Origin of the sequence: Nonomuraea sp. NPDC003560, from assembly GCF_042878785.1 — a bacterium.
GTDB lineage: Bacteria > Actinomycetota > Actinomycetes > Streptosporangiales > Streptosporangiaceae > Nonomuraea.
The window spans coordinates 1-19,366 of sequence record NZ_JBIAOF010000006.1 but is presented as its reverse complement, the minus strand read 5'-3'; the positions used below and the strand labels follow the sequence as shown (position 1 = coordinate 19,366).

At 73.5% G+C, this 19,366-nt stretch carries 15 protein-coding genes and 2 pseudogenes; 8 read left to right on the top strand and 9 right to left on the bottom strand.

Annotation, left to right across the window (positions count from 1 at the left end; genetic code table 11):
- Positions 1-17: 17 nt before the first annotated feature.
- Positions 18-1,148, bottom strand: coding sequence for an alkaline phosphatase PhoX (locus tag ACFYUV_RS23705; RefSeq protein ID WP_387672187.1), 1,131 nt, complete (start codon positions 1,146-1,148; stop codon positions 18-20).
- A gap of 230 nt (positions 1,149-1,378) precedes the next feature.
- Between ACFYUV_RS23705 and ACFYUV_RS23700 the strand changes: the two genes are divergently transcribed.
- A complete protein-coding gene (locus ACFYUV_RS23700) occupies positions 1,379-3,349 on the top strand; it encodes a hypothetical protein (RefSeq protein ID WP_387671330.1) in 1,971 nt (656 codons plus the stop codon).
- On the opposite strand, the gene ACFYUV_RS23695 is transcribed toward ACFYUV_RS23700, so the two are convergent.
- From ACFYUV_RS23695 to ACFYUV_RS23680, 4 genes are all read right to left on the bottom strand, one after another.
- The gene (locus tag ACFYUV_RS23695) at positions 3,339-3,947 is read right to left on the bottom strand and encodes a GNAT family N-acetyltransferase (RefSeq protein ID WP_387671329.1); all 609 of its coding nucleotides are present in this window, start codon (positions 3,945-3,947) and stop codon (positions 3,339-3,341) included. The two genes, ACFYUV_RS23700 and ACFYUV_RS23695, sit on opposite strands and share 11 nt — an antisense overlap.
- Positions 3,944-5,428, bottom strand: a complete 1,485-nt coding sequence (locus ACFYUV_RS23690) for an APC family permease (RefSeq protein WP_387671327.1) — start codon at positions 5,426-5,428, stop codon at positions 3,944-3,946. The genes ACFYUV_RS23695 and ACFYUV_RS23690 overlap by 4 nt, the downstream gene beginning before the upstream one ends.
- A 55-nt stretch (positions 5,429-5,483) precedes the next feature.
- Positions 5,484-6,116 carry a GPP34 family phosphoprotein gene (locus ACFYUV_RS23685; RefSeq protein WP_358291795.1) on the bottom strand — a complete coding sequence of 211 codons (633 nt, stop codon included), beginning with the start codon at positions 6,114-6,116 and terminating at the stop codon, positions 5,484-5,486.
- A 200-nt stretch (positions 6,117-6,316) separates the two neighbouring features.
- Positions 6,317-6,814, bottom strand: coding sequence for a hypothetical protein (locus ACFYUV_RS23680; RefSeq protein WP_387671325.1), 498 nt, complete (start codon positions 6,812-6,814; stop codon positions 6,317-6,319).
- 223 nt (positions 6,815-7,037) lie between these two features.
- On the opposite strand from ACFYUV_RS23680, the gene ACFYUV_RS23675 reads away from it, so the two are divergent.
- Together ACFYUV_RS23675 and ACFYUV_RS23670 are read left to right on the top strand one after the other, a co-directional pair.
- A complete protein-coding gene (locus tag ACFYUV_RS23675) occupies positions 7,038-8,657 on the top strand; it encodes a carbamoyltransferase C-terminal domain-containing protein (RefSeq protein WP_387671324.1) in 1,620 nt (539 codons plus the stop codon).
- Between the two features lies 1 nt (position 8,658).
- Positions 8,659-9,453 (top strand): N-acetylmuramoyl-L-alanine amidase, encoded by a 795-nt coding sequence (locus ACFYUV_RS23670; RefSeq protein WP_387671322.1) that lies wholly within the window; start codon positions 8,659-8,661, stop codon positions 9,451-9,453.
- On the opposite strand, the gene ACFYUV_RS23665 is transcribed toward ACFYUV_RS23670, so the two are convergent.
- Positions 9,450-10,073 carry a TetR/AcrR family transcriptional regulator gene (locus tag ACFYUV_RS23665; RefSeq protein ID WP_387671321.1) on the bottom strand — a complete coding sequence of 208 codons (624 nt, stop codon included), beginning with the start codon at positions 10,071-10,073 and terminating at the stop codon, positions 9,450-9,452. The genes ACFYUV_RS23670 and ACFYUV_RS23665 overlap by 4 nt on opposite strands.
- Before the next feature lie 106 nt (positions 10,074-10,179).
- On the opposite strand from ACFYUV_RS23665, the gene ACFYUV_RS23660 reads away from it, so the two are divergent.
- On the top strand, positions 10,180-11,280 hold the full coding sequence (locus ACFYUV_RS23660; protein ID WP_387671319.1) for a serine hydrolase domain-containing protein: 1,101 nt from the start codon (positions 10,180-10,182) through the stop codon (positions 11,278-11,280).
- Between the two features lie 37 nt (positions 11,281-11,317).
- On the opposite strand, the gene ACFYUV_RS23655 is transcribed toward ACFYUV_RS23660, so the two are convergent.
- Positions 11,318-11,503: a hypothetical protein gene (locus tag ACFYUV_RS23655; protein WP_352320620.1), complete on the bottom strand. Its 186-nt coding sequence runs from the start codon at positions 11,501-11,503 to the stop codon at positions 11,318-11,320.
- Between the two features lie 189 nt (positions 11,504-11,692).
- Between ACFYUV_RS23655 and ACFYUV_RS23650 the strand changes: the two are divergent.
- From ACFYUV_RS23650 to ACFYUV_RS23640, 3 genes and pseudogenes are all read left to right on the top strand, one after another.
- A pseudogene (locus ACFYUV_RS23650) lies at positions 11,693-12,661 on the top strand (NAD(P)H-dependent flavin oxidoreductase); the annotation flags it as partial.
- Between the two features lie 33 nt (positions 12,662-12,694).
- The gene (locus ACFYUV_RS23645; protein ID WP_387671317.1) at positions 12,695-13,588 is read left to right on the top strand and encodes a hypothetical protein; all 894 of its coding nucleotides are present in this window, start codon (positions 12,695-12,697) and stop codon (positions 13,586-13,588) included.
- A gap of 67 nt (positions 13,589-13,655) precedes the next feature.
- Entirely contained in the window at positions 13,656-14,474 is an 819-nt protein-coding gene (locus tag ACFYUV_RS23640) for an SAM-dependent methyltransferase (RefSeq protein WP_387671315.1), read from the top strand.
- Here ACFYUV_RS23640 and ACFYUV_RS23635 read toward each other — a convergent pair.
- Together ACFYUV_RS23635 and ACFYUV_RS23630 are read right to left on the bottom strand one after the other, a co-directional pair.
- On the bottom strand, positions 14,468-15,625 hold the full coding sequence (locus ACFYUV_RS23635) for an FAD-dependent monooxygenase (protein WP_387671313.1): 1,158 nt from the start codon (positions 15,623-15,625) through the stop codon (positions 14,468-14,470). The genes ACFYUV_RS23640 and ACFYUV_RS23635 overlap by 7 nt on opposite strands.
- 99 nt (positions 15,626-15,724) lie before the next feature.
- The gene (locus ACFYUV_RS23630) at positions 15,725-18,814 is read right to left on the bottom strand and encodes a BTAD domain-containing putative transcriptional regulator (protein ID WP_387671312.1); all 3,090 of its coding nucleotides are present in this window, start codon (positions 18,812-18,814) and stop codon (positions 15,725-15,727) included.
- A 295-nt stretch (positions 18,815-19,109) separates the two neighbouring features.
- On the opposite strand from ACFYUV_RS23630, the pseudogene ACFYUV_RS23625 reads away from it, so the two are divergent.
- Positions 19,110-19,366, top strand: a pseudogene (locus ACFYUV_RS23625) (hypothetical protein); the annotation flags it as partial.

Sequence of the window (19,366 nt, the reverse complement as noted above, 5' to 3'; positions counted from 1 at the left end):
GGGTGAAGCCGTGCTGGTCAGCGGCGGAAGGGCCCGGTCACCTCGTACGTGATCCCCCCGGTCCCGGCGGTCTCGCCGCTGGTGCCGCGCTGGGAGGAGAAGTAGAGCCGGGTGCCGTCGGGGGAGAAGGCGGGGCCGGTGATCTCCGACTTGGCCTGGCCGTCCAGGCGCATGACGGGGGCGACCACGCCGTCGGGGGTGATGATGTTGATCTCCATGTTGCCGCCGTCCTCGGCCACGTACAGGTCGCCGGACGGGCGGCCGGTGATGTTGTCGACGCCGTCGAGGGTGCCGCCGCCCTCGTAGACCGCGGTGACCGTCTGCCGGGCGGTGTCGTAGGCCCAGACCTTGCGGTCGCCCTTGGCGGTGAAGTAGCAGATCCCGGCGGCGTAGTGGCAGCCCTCGCCGCCGCTGAAGTGCCGGGCCGCGGAGACCTGGTGCCTGGTCTGGGTGTCGAAGACGCCGGGCGTCGCGTCGGGCACGGGCCGCCACTCGACGTCGTCGCCGCCGATCCCGCAGAGCACGTCGAGCCGGCCGCTGGACAGGTCGCCCCAGGTGGTGGGGGTGAAGCGGTAGAAGCAGCCGTCGCCCTCGTCCTCGGTCAGGTAGACGACCTTGTGGTCGGGGTCGCAGGCCGCGGCCTCGTGCTTGAACTTGCCCATCGCGGGGCGCTGCTGGGCGGAGCGGTTGCCGTACGGGTCGGTCTCGTAGACCTTGCCGCGGAAGATCTCCTCGCAGGACAGCCAGGTGCCCCACGGGGTCGCGCCGCCCGCGCAGTTGAGGTTCGTGCCGCTCAGGATCCGGTACGCCCGGTCGATCGAGCCGTCGGCCCTGAACCTGATCGCCGAGGTCCCGCCCACGAGCGGCACCTCGGAGTTGGACACGTAGATCCAGCCGGAGCCGTCGGCGAAGCACGCGCCGCCGTCAGGAGCGGGGTGCCACAGCGTGCCGCCGACGACCCGGCCCGACCTGGCCACCACCCGGCCGGTGAAACCGGCGGGCAGCGCCATGCCGTTGGCGTCCGGGGCGCCGAGCGGCCCGTACGGGCTCACGCCCGCGCCCGCCGCGGAGGCGACGGCGTCGTGCCACATCGCCCCGGAGAACGCGACCGCCGCGGAGACGGTCCTGATGAACGTACGACGGCGCATCATCACTCCACGTGGCTCGCGTCGTTCGAGGTCGTTTGAATTCGCAGACATGACGATGAGCCCTGCTCGTCCTTCTGTGAACTGGACAGGGCGGTAAATCCGGACGGTCAAATCTGTGACGCCTCACAAATCTGGGCGGCATTCCGCGAAGCCGATTGACGGCGGCCCCGGCGCGATCCACCATGGCCCGAACCCCCGGCCTCGATCAGCCCCCCGAGGTGCCCGTGCGCGTGCTTCCCCGTCTCATCGCCGTCCTCGCCCTGGCCTGCGCGTCGCTCGCGGCCCCGACGGCGTCACCGGCCTCGGCGGTGCCCGAACCGGCCGGCTGCGACCCGATCGACCCGGCGGCCTGCCTGCTGCCGTTCCCGAACGACTGGTTCACCGTCGCCGACCGGGGCACCGACACGGGCCGCCGGGTGGCCTTCGCGGCCGGGTCCATGCCGGTCTCGGTCGCCGGCGTGCCGATCGCGCCCGCCGAGTGGAACAGGAACGACGGCTTCTCGCCGGGCTCGATGCTGCTGGCCAGGGTGCCGGGGCTCGACCTGGCCAGGACGGGCGCCGCGCCCATCACCGACATCGGCAGGTCGCTGGACCGGGACGCGCCCGTCGTGCTGCTGGACACGGTGACGGGGGAGCGGTGGCCGTACTGGGCCGAGCTCGACGCGAACGCGCCCGCCGACCGCCAGGCCCTGATCGTCCGCCCGGCTCGCAACCTGAGCGAGGGCCACCGGTACGCCGTCGCCCTGCGCGACCTCCGCGACGCCGCCGGCGCCCCGATCCCGCCGAGCCCCGCCTTCACCGCGGTCGCCGGGCCGCCCCTGCCGCCGGACCACGAGCTGCACGACCGTCAGCGCCGCCTCCAGCCCGCGCTGTCCGCGCTGCGCCGCGCCGGCATCGGCACCCGCGGCCTCTACCTGGCCTGGGACTTCACCGTCGCCAGTGCGCGCGGCCTGGCCGGCCCGGCGCTGGCCATGCGCGACGACGCCCTGCGCACGCTGCGCGGCCGCGCGCCCGCCTTCGAGGTCACCTCGGTCACCGACCTCACCCCCGAGCAGGACGCCCAGATCGCCCGCCGGGTCGAGGGCACCTTCCGCGTGCCGAGCTACCTCGACCGGCCCGGCGGCCCGCCCGGGTCGGCGCTCAACCGCGGCCCCGACGGCCTGCCGGCCCGCCTGCCCGGCAACGAGCAGGTGGCGCCCTTCCGCTGCGAGATCCCCCGCGTCGCCTTCGACCGCCCCGCCCGGCCCTCCCTGTACGGCCACGGCCTGCTCGGCAGGCACTCCGAGGTGGGCGCGTCGAACGTGAAGACCATGGCGCAGGAGCACGGCTTCCTCTTCTGCGCCACCAAGTGGATCGGCATGGCCGACGAGGACATCCCGAACGTCGTCTCCGTCTTCACCGACATCTCCCGGTTCGGCACGATCCCCGACCGCACGCTGCAGGGCTTCCTCGACTTCATGTTCCTGGGCCGCGCCATGACCGCCCCCGGCGGCTTCGCCGCGCACCCCGCCTTCCGCACCGCCGGCGGCCGCCCGCTGATCGACCCGCGCCACGGCCTGGTGTACGACGGCAACAGCCAGGGCGGCATCCTGGGCGGCGCGCTGGTCGCGCTGTCGAAGGACATCGAGCGCGGCGTGCTCGGCGTGACCGGCATGAACTACAGCACCCTGTTCAACCGCAGCGCCGACGCCGCCCCCTTCCAGGCCGCCTTCGACCGGGCCTACCCCGACAAGCTGGACCAGCAGCTCATCCTGGCGCTCATGCAGATGTTGTGGGACCGCGGCGAGGCCGACGGCTACGCCGCCCATCTGACCGACCGCCCCTACCCGGGGACGCCGCGGCACCGGGTGCTCATGCACGTGGCCTTCGGCGACCACCAGGTGGCCACGGTCACCGCCGAGGTCGAGGCCCGCACCGTCGGCGCCCGGCTGCTGACCCCGGCCCTCGCCCCGGGACGCAGCCCGGACGTCGTGCCGTTCTGGGGCATCCCCGGCATCCGCGGCCGGGCCCATCCCGGCTCGGCCCTGGTGATGTGGGACAGCGGCGCCCCCGCGCCGCCGCTCACCAACACCCCGCCTACGCAGGGCGAGGACCCGCACGAGAAGCCGCGCAGGACCCCGGCCGCCCAGCTGCAGAAGTCGGTGTTCCTCAGGACCGGCGTGGTCGCCGACGTCTGCGAGGGGCCCTGCCTCACCCGGTGACGCCGGGCCGCCACATGGGCCAGAACAGCGCGCCGTCGGGCAGCGCGAACGGCTCCTCGGCCTGGTAGCCGTGCCTGGCGTACAGGTCGCGGCTGCGGGCGCTGCTGGCCTCCAGGTAGGCGGGCGCGCCGTCCAGCAGGGCGTGGTGGCGGCGCAGCAGCGCCGAGCCGAGCCCCCGGCCCTGGTGGTCCGGGTGCACGGCCAGGAACGCCAGGTGGTGGTACGGCGGCTCCGGGTGGTGCCGTTCGAACAGCTCGTCCAGCACCCGGAAGCGGTCGGCCCACCTGCCGGTGGCGGCGGCCAGGCGGCGGTCGTAGTCGGGCGGCTCGGGCAGCGGCGCGTCGGCGGTGTGCGTCAGCCAGACCGCGACCGCGCGGCCCTCGTCGAGCAGGTCCACCTCGCCGTGCTCGATGGCGTGCGAGACCAGGATCAGGAAGTCGGCCACCATGATCTCGTGCCGCCCGGCCGGCTCGGGCACCAGGTACGACACCGCGGGCAGCCGCGCGAACGCGGTCGCGATCAGCTCGGCGACCGCGCCGGCGTCCCCGGCCGTCGCCCGGCGGACGTCGTGCGCCGCGACGTCCTGTGCGCGCCTCAACGGACGGCCTCCGGCGTGGCGGCGGCCTTGGCGCCCATGCCCACCAGCGAGTACACGCTCGGCTGTCCCGTGCGCAGGACCAGCGCCCAGCCCACGCCGAACAGGGCGGCCACCGCGTACACGACCGGCAGGATCCAGGCGAGCGGATCGCCCTCGGGCACCCCGAGCAGCGTCGGGAAGTTGTCCAGCGCGAGCCAGACCATCACCGCCAGCGCCAGCGCGGCGGGCACGGGGGCCAGGAACCGCCGCGCGAGGTTCTCGCCGCTCGGCTGCCGGGCGAAGAAGGCGACGATCGCGATCGAGGTCACGAACACCAGCAGCAGCACCCCGAATCCGCCGAACGAGCCGCCGTAGAAGAAGAGCTGCACCAGCGGGTCGAGCCCCAGGACCGCGTAGACCACGATGACGACCAGCCCGAGCACGGTCTGCGCGATCGAGCCCGACCGGGGCGCGCCGCTGCGCGGCCGGGTGCGGCCGAAGAAGGCGGGCAGCACCCGCTCGCGGCCGAGCGCGAAGAAGTACCGGGCGGTGGTGTTGTGGAAGGAGATCATGGCGGCGAACACGCTGGTGACGAAGAGCACCCGGGCGATGTCCACGACCGCGCCGCCGAGGTGCTGGTTCGCGATGATGAAGATCGTCTCGGCCTGGTCGCGGCGCGCGGCGGCGACGATGTCCGCCGGTCCCGTGGCGACCGTCATCGCCCACGACGACAGCGCGTACAGACCCGCGATGATCGCCACCGACGCGTACGTGGCCAGCGGCACGGTACGCCGCGGATCCCGGCTCTCCTCCGAGAACACCACCGACGACTCGAACCCGACGAACCCGAGCGTCGCGATGACCAGCAGCGCCCCCACCCCCGGCACGAACAGCGCCGCGGGCGACAGCGTCTCGGCCGAGAACCCCGACCGCGCCGGGTTGACCAGGTCCGCCAGGTCGAACAGCAGGATGACCGCCACCTCGGCGGTGAGCAGGACGGCCAGCAGCCGCCCGTTGACGTCCACCCGCATCAGCCCGAGCACGCCCACCAGCGCCCAGGCGACCAGCGAGATGGCCCACCAGGGCGGCGCGCCGCCGAACCAGCGTTCGAGCAGCGGGGTGGCCGCCGCGCCGAAGGCGCCGTACAGGCCGACCTGGAGCGCGTTGTAGGCGATCAGCGCCACCCAGGCCGCCGCGATGCCCGCCGGACGGCCGAGGCCCCGGCTGACGTAGGTGTAGAACGCGCCGGCGTTGGCCATGTGACGGGCCATGGCCACGTACCCGACCGCGAACACCGCCAGCACCGCGCCCACGACCAGGAACGCGATCGGCAGCCCGGTGATGCCGGTGACGGCGTAGCCGGTGGTGATCACACCGGCGACGACGGTGAGCGGCGCGGCGGCCGACAGGACGAAGTAGACGACCGAGGGCGCGCCGAGCCGGTCGGCGGCCAGGGCGCCGGCGATCGGGTCGGGCGCGGCGCCGGATCTCGCGGAGGGCATCGCGTTCCTTTCTGGGGGGTTCAGGTGCGGTGTGGTCGGGTCGGCGGCCCGGGGCTCACGTCCGGTAGGTCAGGACGGCGTCGCCGACGGCCGCGCTCACCTGGCGGCCGAGGTCGCTGAGCGGCTGGGGCATCGCGGCCAGCACCGTGGTCAGGTACTGGTGGGCGCCGCGCCGGTCGGCCGGGTCCTCGACGACGACGTCGGTCAGGTCGCAGGCCTCGGCCAGCGCCGCCAGCGCCATGTCGTGCGGGGTCAGCGGCTGCCACTTCACCAGCGCGAGCCGCAGCCGGGCGGAGGGCCACATGGCCCGGTTGAAGTCCGTGGAGAAATAGCGGAATTGTTTACGCTTGAGCAGCCTCGGGGATTCGCGGTCGAGCAGACCATTACCCATCAACCGGCTGGTTACTTCGGTGACCGAGCGTTGTGCGAGGTAGGCCAGCCAGGTCCGCACATCGGTGTGCTGCGGGGAATTGCCTATTTCGGTCAGCACCTTTCCGGTCAGCTCGTCCGGGACCCGGCGCCGGTCGACCACCCGCAGCCGGACCCCCTCGACGGTGATCCGCTGCTCCAGCACCAGCTCCGCGAGCAGCGCCCCGGCCAGGCCGAGCGCCACGCCCGGGACGTGCAGCCGAGGCTTGCCCGAGCCCGTCGCGTCCCAGCAGACGAAGAAGAAATCATCGGCAAGCAAAAATCGGCCCGCTCACTATAGGAATTGGTGGATGACCGGTTCAGGAAGCAGCGTGTAGCCGCCAGCGGCAATTTGTACCAAAAACTCGCATCTCCGGGCTAGACCCTATTTATCGGGAAATAAAAAACACCGGCTTCATGGAGAAGCCGGTGCCGCCCGATCGGGCCCCGTCAACCGATGGTCGCCGGGGTCTCGGATCGTCAGTTCGCGCAGTCCTGCTTGTCGAGGGCCAGGCCCATTTCGTAGATCTTGCCGCCGCGGAGCAGGAAGTAGTAGTGCGCCTTGGCGTTGCCCGGCACGGCGACGTACGGGAAGCCGCTCGCGGCCGTCCGCAGCTTGTTCGCGTACGCGCGCTTGAGCTGGGCGTCGGTCGAGCCGATGCCGATGCCCTGCGGCGTCCTGGCGCCCTTCGGGGCGAAGATGATCGCCACGCCCTGCTTCTTGGAGATGAAGAGGCCGACCGCGTCGCGGCCGGTCCGCTGGGCCTTGAGGTCCCAGCCGGAGCAGGCGGGGGAGTCGAGGCCGGGCTTGTGGACGATCTTCCCGGTGGCCTGGGCGGCCTTGGCGCTCATGCCCAGCGTGACCCCGCCGTATCCCTGGGGGCCGAAGGCGGGGGCGGCGAGCGCGGGGGAGGCGATCCCGGCCAGCGCGACGCCCGTCGCGAGGGTCGCCGCCGCGATGATGTGCTTCGTCGTCATGCAGGGTTTGACTGCGCGCCCGGCGCACAAGTTCGCCCGGTTCGCGGGCGGCTGCGGGCTGACGTGTCCGTTACGCGGTTGAGGGATGGTCTTGTCCCGGGCCCGGGTACTGGTGCCGGTGATCACAGCCCAGGAGGCACCAGAGATGACGGATGTTCCTATCGTTGTCGGCATAAATCGTACTCAGGATGGTTCTGTTGCTGTCGCTGTGGGCGAGTCGGGCATGTACAGCCTGCAGAAGGAGCGCATCACCCGGCGCAGGCACCACTGGGGCCGTCTGGGCGACCTGCCGGACCTGTACCTGCCCGAGATGCCGCTGCTCAAGGAGCCCGTGGACCTCGTGGTCGAGGGATACGCCGCCGACACCGAGATCGAGCACAAGGACGCCTACGAGGAGGAGCTGCGCGAGACGCTGAGCCTCAAGGAGGACGCCCGGGTCGTCCTGGTCTCCCACCATCTCAGCCACCTCTACAGCGCGTTCCCGCCCTCGCCGTTCGACCGGGCGGCGGGCCTGGTGATCGGCGCGCAGGGCAGCCGGGTCAGGGACTTCACCGAGCCGGTCCGGCTGCCGAAGGGCACCCGCGACGACATGCTGGAGGTCGCCTCGTTCTACCGCTGCGAGCGCGGTGGCCCGGTCGAGTGCCTGGCCAAGCAGCTCTGGGACGGCGACTGGGCCCGGCCGGCCGGCCTCGGCTGCTTCTACACGCTGCTGACCAGGCTGCTGTGGCCCGAGGGCGAGGGCAACGAGGCCAAGGTCATGGGCCTGGCCCCGTTCGGCGACGCGTACGTCTACGGCCTGCCCGACCTCGACGTACGCGGCCACGAGGTGTTCATCCCCGAGGAGTGGATCGAGACCTTCGCCCAGCGGGACGCCTATGTCTACGAGCCCGGCGGCGAGCGCTTCTCCCGCGCGGCGGACCTGGCCGCGGCCGGCCAGCGGGTCTTCGAGAACGCCCTGGCCCAGGTGGTCGCCTGGCTGCACGGGCAGACCGGCCTGGACCGGCTGGTCTACGCCGGCGGCGCCGCGCTCAACGCCACGGCCAACGGCCGGATCGTCCGCGAGTCGCCGTTCCGCGAGGTGTTCATCCCGCCGAGCCCGCACGACGGCGGCACCGCCCTGGGCTGCGCCCTGTACGGGCTCATCGAATGCCTTGGAGTCGAGAGCCGCTTCCGCTGGACCGACGACTTCCTCGGCCCCGACCCGGACGAGACCGAGATCACCGCCGCGGTGCGGAGCCTGCCGGACGGCCTGGTGGCCGAGCAGCCGGCGGACCTCGTCGGCGCGACCGTGTCGCTGCTGGAGAGCGGCCGGGTCGTCGGCCTGCACCAGGGCCGCAGCGAGTCGGGCCCGAGCGCGCTCGGCAACCGCAGCGTGCTCGCCGACCCGGCCAGGCCGGACGTGCAGGACTACGTCAACTTCGAGGTCAAGGGCCGCGAGTGGTTCCGCCCGCTGGCCGCGCTGGTGCTGGCCGAGCACGCCGAGCGCCTCTTCGGCGTCGACCGCCCGGCCCCGTTCCTGCAGTGCGTCGTGGACGTGCGCCCCGAGCACCGCGCGAGCCTGCCGGGCGTGACCCACGTGGACGGCACGGCGCGGATCCAGACCGTGGAGGAGCGGGCCACGCCGTTCCTGCACGCCCTGCTGACCGGGTGGCACGCGGCCACGGGCTCCCCGGTGCTGGTCAACGCCTCGCTCAACGGCCCCGGCGAGCCGCTGACCGAGACGCCCGAGCAGTCGATCGGCACCCTGCTCTCGACGAACCTGCACGCCCTGGTCATGCCGCCGTACCTGATCCGCAAGCGCGAGGAGCCGCCGGTGCCCGGCCTGAACTGGGACCGCGACTAGCATGCGCGTTCACCCAGCCGTCCCGGTGCTGCTGACCGCCCTGGCCGCGCTGTCGGCGGCCTGCGGCGGCGGCCCCGTGCGCACCACCCAGGGGGTGGTCGTGACCTCCGGCTCGCCGTCGCAGAGCACGCGGAACGCGCTGGCCGGGAAGGTCGTCGTGCTCGATCCCGGGCACAACGGCGGCAACGCCTCCCATCCCAAGGAGATCAGCCGCCCGGTCGACATCATCACCGGGCGCAAACCCTGCAACACCACCGGCACCCAGACCGCCGCCGGCTACACCGAGCACGCCTTCACCTGGGACGTCGCGAACCGCCTGAAGCCGCTGCTCGAAGACATGGGCGCCAAGGTGGTGCTGACCAGGCCGGACGACACCGGCGTCGGCCCCTGCATCAACGAGCGGGCGGCCATCGGCAACAAGGCGCGGGCGGACGCCGTCCTGTCCATCCACGCCGACGGCGCGCCGCCGGCGGGCCACGGCTTCCACGTGATCCTGCCGGGCCTGGTGGCCGGGCACAACGACGCGATCATCCAGCCGTCCAGGAAGCTCGGCGTGGCCGTCCGGAACGCCTTCCGTGACGGCACCGGCCTGCCGTACGCCACCTACACCGGCGAGCAGGGCCTGCAGACCCGCACCGACCTGGGCGGGCTCAACCTGTCCACCCGCCCGGTGGTGTTCATCGAGTGCGGCAACATGGCCAACCCGGGCGACGCCGCCAAGATGTCCGACGGGGAGTTCCGCGGGGAGATGGCCGGCTCGCTGGCCGCCGGACTCAAGCAGTTCCTGACCGGTTAGGCCCCGTAGGCGCGCAGGAAGACCTCGACCGCGGCGTCGGCGAGCCGGTCGAGCTCGGCCTCGGTGTGGTGCTCGCCGCCGCCCGCGAACATGACCCTGTTCACCGGGATCCACAGCAGCAGGCCGACGAAGTGGTCGGCGGCCAGCCGCGGGTCGTCCATGGGCCGCAGGCCGTGCCCGGCCAGACGGCCGAAGGCCGTGGACATGCTCTCCAGCGAACGCTCGAAGCCCTGCTCGTACCAGGTGCGGCCGAGGTCGGGGAAGCGGTCGGCCTCGGCGATGATCAGCCGTCGCAGCCGCAGCACGTCGGGCTGCATGATCGAGGCCAGGAACTCGCGGGCCAGCTTGCGCAGCCCCTTCTCCAGGTCGTCGTTGCCCTCCAGCGACTCGGTGATCAGCTTGGCCAGGCCCTCGATCTGCGCCGTGGTGTCGAGGATGATCGTGGTGAAGAGCTGTTCCTTGTCGCTGAAATGCTTGTAGACGGTCTGTTTCGAGACCGCGGCGATCGAGGCGACCTCGTCCATGCTCGCGCCCACGTAGCCGTTGCGCAGGAACACCGCGCGCGCCGCGTCCAGGATCTGCCTGCGCTTGCGGGCCGTCCGGCCGTCCTCGTCGGTCACCGTCACGCCACCTTTTCGATCATGAGTTCGCATAGTACTGGACAGTTCCGTACTCGTGTGAGTACTGTACCGTCCAGTTCCCGAAACGAACAGGAGTGACGACCTCATGAGCGACCTTCAGCAGCAGGTGCAGCAGACCGCCGACAAGCTGGTCGAGTCAGGCGCCGAGCGCGGGTTGCAGGTGGCCGTCTACCGCGACGGCGTGCAGATCGTGGACGTGGTGGCGGGCGTGGCCGACCCGGAGACCGGCCGGCCGGTCACCTCCGACACCCCGTTCTACAACTTCTCCATCGGCAAGGGCGCGACCTCCACGGTCGCCCACATGCTGGCCGAGCGCGGCCTGTACGACTACGACATCCCGGTCGCCGACCTGTGGCCGGAGTTCGCCGGGAACGGCAAGGGCGGCGTGACCGTCCGCCACGTGCTGACCCACACGGCCGGCGTGCCCGGCGTGCCGCTCGACACCACGCCCGAGGACGTCTGCGACTGGGACAAGATGGTCGCCGCCCTGGAGAACGCCGAGCTGTGGTGGGAGCCGGGCACGAAGATGGGCTACCACGCCTACACCTTCGGCTTCCTCGTCGGCGAGATCGTCCGCAGGGCCACCGGCAAGCGCATCTCGCAGGTGCTGCTGGAGGAGGTCTCCGGCCCGCTGGGCGTGGCCCGCGAGCTCTACTTCGGCATGCCGCCGGCGGAGCAGCACCGCCTGGCCCGCCTGGAGGACGAGCCGATGGACCCGTCGGCGTTCGGGGACATGCCGGCCGACCTGCCGATGTTCAGGGCCGGGCCGATGGAGCTGATGCCCAACGCCGCCCTCGGCAGCAGGCCCGACTACCTGACCGCCGACATCCCGGCCGGCGGCAAGACCTCGGCCAGGGCGATCGCGCGCATGTACGCCGCCCTGCTCGGCGAGGTGGACGGCGTGCGGCTGATCTCGCCGGAGCGGCTGCGCGAGGCGACCACGGTGGCCTACAGCGGCCCGGACGAGGTCTTCGGCATGCCCTCGACGTGGGGTCTCGGCTTCACCATCGGGCTTCCCGGCGGCTCGCCGCAGGAGAGCGCGACGGCGTTCGGCATCGGCGGAGCGGGCGGCAGCTACGCGTGGGCCGACACCGCGACCGGCACCGCCGTCGCCCTCACCAAGAACCGCCTCACCAACGACTTCGCCGCCGTCGGCGAACTGGCCGCCCTGGTCGCCCGGTCCTGACCGCCGGGCGCGGGGGCGTCGCCGCCTCCGCCGGGGCTCAGCCGTCGCGGCACAGGGGGCGGCCACCGACCACGCAGGCGATGCCGTCGAGGTCGCAGCTCAGCAGGGTGCCGTCCATGCCGAGCACGAGCACGAGATCGCTCCTCGACCGGTGGGCCAGCATGATCCGGCCGACGACACCGTTGTCCAAGACCACGGTCGGGCGGCTCGCAGCGCTGTCCATGTCCTGGCGACTCCTCTCGGGTTCACAACAGGCCACGCGCGCCGGACCCGTCCCCACCAGGATGCACAGCCGCCGCCTCCGGCGCATCGGTCATCCGGCTCTACTTTCGTACGGATCCTGCGTTGTCGCCCTCCCGCCATGCTCGCAGAGGGCGGGGTGCGAGACTGACAACGGCAGGCGACGTGCAAGGAGGCCGGCGTGCGGACGTGGTTGACCGAGCGGTTCGGGCTGACGGTGCCCCTGGTGGGCGCGCCCATGGCCGGAGTGGGCGCGGGCCGGCTGGCCGCCGCCGTCTCCGCGGCCGGCGCGCTCGGCGTGATCGGGGTGTCCGCCGCCGCCCCCGCCTCCTGGATCGAGGCCGAGGCCGCCGTCGCCGCCGCGAGCGGGCGGCCGTACGGGATCGGGCTCATGGCCTGGGCGCTGCCCGGCAACCCGGCCCAGTTCGAGGCCGTGCTCGCGGCCCGGCCGCGGCTCGTCTCCGTGAGCTTCGGGCCGTACCAGCGGTACGTGGAGGAGCTGCGGCAGGCCGGCATCACGGTCGTCACGCAGGCGGGCACCACCGACGAGGCCCGCGCCGCCGAGCAGGCCGGCGTCGACGCGGTCGTGGCGCGCGGGGCCGAGGCGGGCGGCCACGGCCGGGCCGACGTCGGCACGCTGCCGCTGCTCCAGAGCGTGCTCGACGCCGTCCGCGTCCCGGTGCTGGCGGCGGGCGGCATCGCCACCGCGCGCGGGCTGGCCGCCGTGCTGGCGGCGGGGGCCGAGGGCGCGTGGGCCGGCACCGCGTTCATGGGCTGCGCGGAGACGGCCCTGCCGGAGACGGCGGCGGCCCGCGTGCTGGCCGCGGCCGAGACCGACACCGCCTACGGCCGCGTCTTCGACGTGGCCCAGCGCCTCGACTGGCCGGCCGAGTACGGCGGCCGGGCCCTGCGCAACACGTTCTTCGACCGCTGGGCCGGTCACGAGGAGGAGCTGGCGGCCGACGAGGAGGCCGCGGCGCGGATCGCCGCCGCCCGCCGCGACGGCGACTTCGACACCGCCTGCATCTACGCGGGCCAGGCCGTCGGGATGGTGCGCGAACGGCGCACGGCCGCCGACGTGGTGGCCGGTTTCGCCGAGGCGGACGCCCTGCTGCGCCGCTTCGCCCGGCCCGGCGGATGACGCCGCTCCTGGCCTGATGCATCCTCTTGTGCCATGACACATCAGACGCTCCCCCCAGCGCCCCCGGCACCCGCCGCGCCCCCCGTCGCCACGGCGCCGGGGACCGCGTCCACCAGGGGCAGCGTGCTGGAGGTGATGGAGAAGATCGGCACGGTCGTCGTGCCGATCGCCGTCGCCGTGTACGCCCTGCTCTACCTGGGCTTCGAGAGCGTCTACGACACCTTCGGCATCACCCCTGAGCAGGCCGGGCTCACCCAGGCGAGCATCTTCGGCCACCTGGTGGCGACGCTCGTGCTGCTCTTCCTGACCCTGCTGCCGCTGCTCGGCCTGGTCGTGGGCGCCTGGTGGCTGCTCGACCGGATCACCCGCGGCGCCGCCGGACGCGTTCTCGACCGGGGGCGGGAGCAGCCGTGGCTGGCCGCCGCGGTGGGCGCGGCGCTGTCGGGCGTCGCGTACTGGGGGCTGCTCGGCATCCTCGACGTCACCGGCACGCCGGTGCTGATCACGGTCGCGGTGGTCGGGCTGTTCTGCCTGCTGGTGCCGTACCGGTTGCTGCGGGCGCGGCCCACCGGACGGGCCGCGATGCGCGTGCTGACCGGCGCGCTGGTCGGGGTGGGCCTGGGGTTCGTGCTCGTCGGCTGGATGACGCAGGGGGCCGAGGCGGTGCACGACCGCGGCGAGGCCAACCTCCTGCTCCAGCTCACCGGGTTCTCCAACCAGTGGGCCGAGGTGCGCGACGACTCCGGCAAGCTCCTGTCGAAGGGGCAGCGCTGGCTGGTGCTCGGCCAGGACTCCGGCGCGTACGTGTTCTACGACTGCGCCACGGCCGGCACGATCCGCCGTCCGATCGACGCGACGGTGCTGAGCAGGATCGAGCTCGACCCCGAGTTCGACGACCCCCGCCCCTGCGGTTACGCGGCCGAATAGAACACGTTCCGGTAAGTTACCGATTAGTATGGCCACCGAACAGTGGCAGGCGAGGAAATGGGTCACCATGTCTGAGCTAGAACGTGTTCCGCCCGGCGTTGATCCGAACGTGCCGAGCTCCGCCCGGGTGTACGACTACCTGCTCGGCGGCAAGGACAACGTCGCCGTCGACCGCGCGGTCGCCGAGCGGCTGCTGGCCGTCGCGCCCGACGCCCGGGCCGTCGCCAGGGCCAACCGCCGCTTCCAGATCGAGGCCGTGCGCCACGTCGCCCGCCAGGGCGTGCGCCAGTTCATCGACCTCGGCACCGGCATCCCGACCTCGCCCAGCATCCACGAGACCGTCCGCGAGGTGAGCCCCGCCTGCCGGGTGGTCTACGTGGACCACGACCCGATGGTCCGCCTGCACGCCCAGGTGCTGCTCGCCGACCAGCCCGGCGTCGCCGGCATCCAGGGCGACCTGCGCAGGCCCGCCGACATACTCGCCGACCCGCACGTCACCGGCCTCATCGACTTCGACCAGCCGGTCTGCGTGCTGATGGTCGGCGTGCTGCACTTCGTCATGGACGCCGAGGACCCGCCCGGCATCGTCGCCGCCTTCAGGAAGCCCATGGCGCCCGGCAGCCATCTGGTGCTCTCCCACGCGATGGCCGAGAGCTCTCCCGAGGCCATCGCCCAGCTCCGCCCGGCCACCGCCGGCTCGCCCGCCCAGGGCGCGTTCCGCAGCCACGGCGAGGTGCTGCGGCTGTTCGACGGGTTCGAGCTGATCGGGCCCGGCCTGGTGCCCGTCCAGGACTGGCGGCTCACCGACGACGACCACCTCCCGCCGCTGGACGACATGCCCCGGCTCCGGCTCGACGCGGGCGTGGGCCGGGTGCCCGTTCAGTAGTCCTTCAGCGCGATGTTGGTGGCGAACTTGTCGGTCACCTTCATCATCAGGCCGAGCAGGAAGCCGAACTTGAAGGTCCAGTTCCGCATGCGGATCCCGGCGGGGGAGCCGGGCGCCAGGAACGTGCCCGCGTTGTTGCCGCTCCTCGTGACCTTGGAGTAGCGGCGCATCTGGCGTTCGTACTCGGCGAAGGCCACGCGGTGGTCGCCGCCCGCCGCGGCCAGCTCCTCGGCCAGCACGTACGCCCCCACCAGCGCCAGCCCGCTGCCGAACCCGCCCAGCGTGCTGCCGTACGCCGCGTCGCCCAGCAGCGCCACCCGGCCGTGGACGTACCGGTCGATGCTCACCCGGCTGATCGAGTCGAGGTAGACCTCCTTGGCGCCGCGCACCGCGTCGAGGACCTGCGGGGTGCGCCAGCCCATGCCGGCGTAGGCCCGCTCCAGGATCGCCTTCTGCTGCTCGACGTCGTAACGGTCGTAGTCGAGCCGCTTCGAGGCGAAGACGAAGAACGCCGGCGCCTTCGGCCCGCCGACCGCGACCATCCTGCCGGGCTCGTTGTACATCTGGCCGTGCGGCCCGAAGTCGGTGTCCAGCTCCACCAGCGCGTAGTAGTGGCCGAGGAAGTCCACGCACTCGGACTCGGGGCCGAAGGCCAGCCTGCGGACGTTGGAGTGGATGCCGTCCGCGCCCACGACCAGGTCGAACGTGCGGGGGGCCGAGCGTTCGAAGGTGACGTGCACGCCGCCCGCGGCCTCGGTGAGCGAGGTGATGGAGTCGCCGAAGACGTACTCGCAGGTTGACGCGGTGCGCTCGTACAGCAGGCGGGCCAGGTCGCCGCGGCGGATCTCGATGTCGCCGCCGGTGAACTCGCCGGGCATGACCCCGAGCGTGCGGCCGTCGGCGTCCACGAAGTACTGGTCGGTGCCGCCGGTCTGGAGGCGGCGCACGTCGTCCAGGATGCCCATGCGGGTCAGGACGGTGTGGTGGGTCTCGCCCTTGAAGTCCACCGCCTGGCCGCCCTCGCGCAGGGCCGGCGCCTTCTCCACGACGGTGACGTTGCAGCCGTGGCGGGCCAGGCAGTGGGCCAGCGCGGGGCCGCCGATGCTGGCGCCGGAGATGAGTACGCGGGTGTTGTGCAGGTTGTCTCTCATGCCGGCAAGCCTCGCCGGGAGCGCTGACAGCCCGGCGACGACCGGCTGACAGTCCCGGGCGCGGCCGTCCCGGACTGTCAGGGGCATTTCGGCGGACTGTCAGGTGAGGATCGTGGACCGGGCCTCGTCCCTGGTCATCGCGGCGCCGCGGGCGTACAGGGCGGCGAAGCGCTCCGGGCCGAGCGCGGCCGTGGCGGCGGCGGCCGTCGCGGCCACGTCGTGGTCGCCGGTCACCGCCGTCCCGCGCAGCGCCACCCCCACGCCGAGCAGCAGCGCCGCCCGTTCCGGCGGGTCGTCGAGCAGGGCGGCCCCGGCCAGGCCCTCGACGGCGTCGGCCAGGTCGCTGTCGACCGGCGAGCGCAGCGCGACGGCCACCGCCTCCCGGTGCCGGGCCACGGCCTCGGCCGCCTCGCCCCTGGCCTGGGCCAGCCGGGCCAGCGCCGTGAGCACCTGCGGATCCGTGCTGCCGGCCAGCGGGGAGCCCGGAGCGGTGGCGGCCAGCGCGTCCCGCAGCCGTTCGGCGGCCTCGCCGAGATCCCCCTCGATCCTGGCCAGGTCGCCCAGCCTCACGTGCACGGCCGCCGTCAGCTCGGGCCGCCCCAGCTCGCGGGCCAGCTCACGGGCGCGCAGGCAGTCGGCCCTGGCCGCGGCCAGGTCGCCCGCGCGCAGCCGGGCGTCGGCTCGCCGGCACAGCACGTCCACCAGCTCGTCCAGCGCCCCGAGCTCGTCGAGCAGTTCGAGCGCCTGCGCCCACAGCTCCGTCGCCCGCGCCCACTCGCCGCGCCAGCCCGCGATGACCGCCAGCCAGTCGAGCCCCTGCGCCTTCCCCCACCGCTCGCCCAGCGCGCCGAACTCCGCCAGCACGATCTCCAGCTCCCGCTCGGCCGCCACGATGCCGCCGTTCAGCAGCATGAGCAGCGCTTCGCCGAGCCGGCCGAGCGCCCGGCTCCACGGGTCGCCGCCCAGCTCGCGCTGCCGCGGCCGTTCCACGTCGCGCTCGGGCGGCCCCGCGGTCATGCCCCACAGTGCGGCGGCGAACGGATGCCGTACCGGCCGGTCCGGGTCCGTCGTGATCTCGGCGGCCCGCCTCCAGTGCGGCGACCCGGTGCCGGGGGCGGCGTGCAGGACGGCGAGCACGTACTCGTCGGTCAGGCCCGCCGGCGGCTCGGTGCCGAGCACGTCGAGCAGCCGCCGGGCCGGCTGGACGGCCTGGCCGCGCCGCCCGCTCAGATACCAGTACATGGCCAGGGCGGCGATCAGCCGCAGCGCGGCCGGCGGGTCGTGCTCGACGCTCCAGCGCAGCGCGGCCTGGAGATCGGCGTCGTCGGCCCCCAGGCGGGCCAGCCATTCGAGCTGCTCGGCACGGTAGAGGTGGGGTTCGGCGTGCCGGGCGTGCGCCAGGTGCCAGGCGGCGTGCGCGGCGCGCATCCGCTGCTCCTCGCCCGCCTCGGCCAGCCGCTCGGCGCAGAACAGCCGGACGGTGTCGAGCATGCGGTAGCGGTCGCCGGCGGTCTCCACCAGCGACTTGTCCACCAGATCGGCCAGCAGCACGGCGCTGTCCTCGCCGCACACCCGCTCGACCGCCTCCAGCCGGGCCCCGCCGGAGAACACCGAGAACCGCCTGGCCAGCACCTGCTCCTCGGCGTCCAGCAGGTCCCAGCTCCACTCCACCACCGCGTGCAGCGTCCGGTGCCGGGCGGCGGCCGTGCGGTCGCCGCGCGAGAGCAGCCGGAACCGGCCGTGCTCGGCCAGCCGCGCGGCGATCTCCGCCACGGGGAACGTGCGCACCCGGGCCGCGGCCAGCTCGATGGCCAGCGGCAGGCCGTCCAGTGCCGCGCAGATGCGCAGCGTCGCGTCGAGGTCCAGCTCCAGCCCCGGCCGTACGGCGGCGGCCCGGTCGGCGAACAGCCTGACCGCCGGGTAGGCGAGCGCGTCCCCGGCGGGAGTGCCCGGGGGCGGGGTGCCCAGCGGCGGCAGCGGCACCAGGTGCTCGCCGGTGATGCCCAGCGGCTCCCTGCTGGTGGCCAGGACGCGCACGCCGGGACAGCCGGCCAGGAGGCGGCGGGCCAGCGTGGCGGCCTCGGCGACGACGTGCTCGCAGTTGTCCAGGATGAGCAGCAGGTCCTGCTCGGCGAGGGCGGTGACCAGGCGCTCGGCGGGGTCGGCCAGGCCGGGGACGCCCGGGCTGAGCGCCGACTCGCGCAGCCCGAGCGCGTTCAGCACCAGCAGCGGCACCTGTCCCTCCCCGGCCGCGGGCGACAGGTCGGCGAAGCACGCCTGCCGCTCCTGGCCGCGGGTGGCGGCCTCGACGGCCAGGCGGGTCTTGCCGGTGCCGCCGGGGCCGGTGATCGTGACCAGGCGCGCCCCGCGCAGCGCGGCCAGGCGCGCCAGCTCCTCCTCGCGGCCGACGAACGTGGTGAGCTGCGGCGGCGGCGCCGACCGCGTGGCGTGCGCGCGCCGCTGCTCGCCGCGCAGGATCGCCAGGTGCAGCGCCGCCAGCTCGGGCGAGGGGTCGGCGCCCAGCTCGTCGGCGAGCAGCCGCCGCGCCTCGTCGTAGACGGCCAGCGCCTCCGCCTGCCGTCCGGCCGCGTGCAGGGCGCGCATCAGCAGGGCGCGCGGGCGTTCCCGCAGCGGGTGGGCGGCGACCAGCTCGCGCAGCCCCGCCGCGGGCTCGGCCTCGGGCAGGTGCAGGTCGGCCTCGTACAGGTCCTCCCGGGCCGCGAGGCGCAGCTCCTCCAGCCGGTCGGCCTGGCCGGGCGCGAAGGCGGCCTCGCGCACGTCCGCGAGCGCCGGGCCGCGCCACAGGTCCAGGCACTCCCGCAGGACGGCCGCCGCCGCCGCGTGCCGGCCCGCCGCGAGCAGCCGCCGGCCGTCGCGGGCCAGCCGCTCGAAGCGGTGGGCGTCGACGTCCTCGGGCGGGACCGCCAGCCGGTAGCCGGCGCCGTGGAACTCGATCAGGTCGGCGGGCAGGTTGCGCCGCAGCCGGGAGATCTGCGCCTGCACGGCGTTGGCCGCGCCGGCCGGCGGGCTCTCGCCGTACTGGGCGTCGATGAGCCGGTCGACGCCGACCGTCCGGCCCGCCTCCAGCAGCAGCAGGACGAGCAGGGCACGCGGTCGGGGACCGCCCACGGCGATCGGGTCGCCGCCGGCCGATCGCACCTCCAACGGGCCCAGGATGCCGAACTGCACGTGCCTGATTGTCCAGCATCGTGGCTGTTATCCGCACGTGGATGGGTGTGACCAGCGGTAACAGAAATGTCGGTATGCCTACCGATGAACATACGTATTTTCGAGCAGTCCACCAACGCTTAGCGTCTGGCGGCAACAAGGCGAAACGGTCCGCTTGCTGTATCCGTCACCCTTTATCACCCCCCACATCCCCCTCACGCCCCGCGACCCAGGACACCCCTGACCGTGCGGCGGCCCGCGCACGCCCACAAGACGGCAACGGCCGGAGGGAGCCCGCCGAAAGGAGCACCACAGCGTGAAACCCAAAGCCTTACTCGCGGCGGTCGCCGGCCTGGCCACGGCCGCGACCCTGACGCTTCCCGCGTCACCCGCGAGTGCCGCCCCGCCCGGAGCCACCCCTGCCCAACAAGGCTCCAGCAGCAGCCGAGCGGCGGCAGACCCCGCCTCGCTCGCCGCGGCGGTCGCCGACAGGGCGGTCTCCAGCCAGCTCGACAACCTCAGCAGAGGCCCCGACGAGGCCTACAGCCGCGTCCGGGTCACCCCCGGCGCCGG